The organism is Paenibacillus sp. AR247 (assembly GCF_002968895.1).
Classification (GTDB): Bacteria; Bacillota; Bacilli; order Paenibacillales; family Paenibacillaceae; genus Paenibacillus_AQ; species Paenibacillus_AQ favisporus.
This window is the reverse complement of sequence record NZ_PCZT01000021.1, coordinates 70,339-72,653: the sequence shown is the minus strand read 5'-3', so window position 1 is coordinate 72,653 and position 2,315 is coordinate 70,339. Positions and strand designations below refer to the sequence as shown.

At 53.7% G+C, this 2,315-nt stretch carries 3 protein-coding genes and 1 pseudogene; 3 read left to right on the top strand and 1 reads right to left on the bottom strand.

The features are described 5' to 3' along the window. Positions 1-178 (bottom strand): annotated as a pseudogene (locus CPT76_RS28785) (LysR family transcriptional regulator); the annotation flags it as partial. 138 nt (positions 179-316) lie between these two features. Between CPT76_RS28785 and CPT76_RS28780 the strand changes: the two are divergent. The 3 genes from CPT76_RS28780 (at position 317) to CPT76_RS28770 (ending at position 2,012) form a co-directional block, all read left to right on the top strand. Continuing rightward, positions 317-700, top strand: a complete 384-nt coding sequence (locus CPT76_RS28780) for a tautomerase family protein (protein WP_105445322.1) — start codon at positions 317-319, stop codon at positions 698-700. Between the two features lie 67 nt (positions 701-767). Next, complete coding sequence (locus tag CPT76_RS28775) at positions 768-1,508, top strand: SDR family NAD(P)-dependent oxidoreductase (protein ID WP_105445321.1); 741 nt, start codon at positions 768-770, stop codon at positions 1,506-1,508. A 300-nt stretch (positions 1,509-1,808) separates the two neighbouring features. Beyond that, positions 1,809-2,012, top strand: coding sequence for a hypothetical protein (locus tag CPT76_RS28770; protein WP_105445320.1), 204 nt, complete (start codon positions 1,809-1,811; stop codon positions 2,010-2,012). Positions 2,013-2,315 lie beyond the last annotated feature (303 nt).

The window sequence follows — 2,315 nt, the reverse complement described above, 5'->3', positions numbered from 1 at the left end:
CGGTGAGCTGAAAGGTTTTTGCCCCCGTTCGATCAACCGGACGCCGAGCTCTGACTCGAGCTTCTGAATTTGCATCGTGACGGTGGACTGGGCGTAATTCAGTTCTTCGGCGGCCCGGTTAAAGCCGCCAAAGGGGCGACGATCCGGTGAAAGGTTTTTGACCAGCTTTCAGGTCCATGATATGTTTGCCTCCTGCTGTATGGTTCAATGTTTTTGAATTGGTCGTTTATTTAATTCAATTATACAAATATGATCCCCGGGATTACAATATGATTGCCGGCAGAAAGAAAACGGAAGCTACAGGAGGTTATGGAACATGCCATTTGTGCGGATAGATGTGGGGCAGGGGCCCTCGGAAGAAGAACTGGCTGTTATCAGCCGCTCCATTCATCAAGCGATGGTGGACACGATCGACGTCCCGGAAGACGACTATTTTCAGGTTATTACCCGGCATGGGGCAGGGGAGCTGCTGTACGACCGCAGTTACTTAAACGTTGAACGGTCCGATGGACAGATATTTATACAGATTACGCTGAAGCAGGGGCGGACGCTCGCGAAGAAAAAGGCGCTGTATGCCGACATCGCGGAAAGGCTGCAGCAATCGGCGGGCATCCGGCCGCAGGACGTCATGATCATTTTAACGGAAAATACGGCGGAAAACTGGTCGTTTGGCAACGGCATCGCACAGATGGTCCCGTGATTGGATTTCGGAAAGACAACAATGAATTTCTGACCCAATTAAGGAATTTGAAAGGAGAGCTGATCACATGAACATTCAGCATAAAACAGCGATTGTCACAGGCGGGGGAACAGGGATTGGAAAAGCGGTGTCAATCGAGCTGGCGAAGCGGGGAGCCCGTGTGGTCGTCAATTACTCCCGGTCGCGGGAAGACGCGGAGGAAACGGTGCGGACCATTCAAGAGGGCGGCGGCACAGCCGTTGCGGTCCAAGCAAATGTAGCTAAAGAGGCAGAGGTTCAGGCGATGGTAGGCAGAGCCGCCAGGGAGTTCGGTTCGGTCGATATTTTGATTAATAACGCCAGCATTACCCGGTATATTGCCATGAATGACCTGGAATCCGTGAACGACGAGGCGTGGGATGAGCTCTACCAGGTCAACGTGAAAGGGATGTTCTACTGCGCCAGGGCGGCAGCTGCCGAGATGAAAAAGCAAAAACAAGGCGTTATCGTCAACCTGGGGAGCATCGCCGGCATTACGGGCAGCGGCTCTTCGCTGCCGTATGCCGTGTCCAAGGCCGCGGTGCATGGACTGACCCGCTCGCTCGCCCGGGCGCTTGCCCCGGAGATTCGCGTGAGCAGTGTCGCTCCGGGGGCAGTGGCCACCCGATGGTGGGCCGGGCGCGAGCAGCAGATGGAGCAGCTGGCAGGCTCCTTGCTGCTGAACCGGATTTCTTCGCCCGAAGATATCGCCCATATGATCTGCGCCGTGGTCGAACAGGATTCGCTGACCGGGCAGGTCATTACGGTGGATGCAGGGCAGACGATGTAAAAAGGAAATCGTACAGAAGAGAAGGCAGACGTAGTAATACAGGCGAGCGGCCGGCCGTACGTCGCGAAAACAAGGGGATTTCGGGATCGTAGATGCCAAATCTTCCGCACATCCGAGGCGTTTCACAACATATCCACATCATATCCACAGCAAATCAACAATATATCAATCAACAATATATCCACAGCATATCCGTTGCGTGAAGGACTCCAAACGAGGTAACCTGATCTTAGTTCCACTTGGAAAAGACGGATTACACCAGCCGCGGTTAGAATCCGCGGGGTCAGGAGGGATTGCCCTATGCGCGAATGGATCGGCCAATGCCGCGATTGCGGCAGGGACATTTATTGCGAGAACGGTTTTTTGAATGGCGTGGTGCTGGAGGACCAGTCGTTGAAATGCTTCCCGTGTGCGGAGCAGGAGGATGCGGGAACCGGTGACTCGGAGCGGCAAAGTGCAGAAAACGGTGATTCGGTACAGCATTCGGAGAGAGAACCGGATTAGCACAGGACATACTTGCAGACCAGGAGTAACTTCCAAGTGGCAGCCTGAACAGGCTGCCTTTTTGCTTTACATCCTTTGCATCGTCAAAAATTTTGCATCGTTAGAAATACCGCCCGATCCGAAGTTTTTAGCCGATCTTAATCGATCTCTTTTCCCCGGCCTGAGCATCCATACCTGGGTCGGTACCTATCCCTTGGACGCCTTGCTTGAGTCCTGCACAGGAGGAAGGCTTGGGATCCGGAGTTTTCTCCGCGGCATGCACCGTTAGGCGATTGTGTCTCTGTGGCTGATAATGGTAGGATG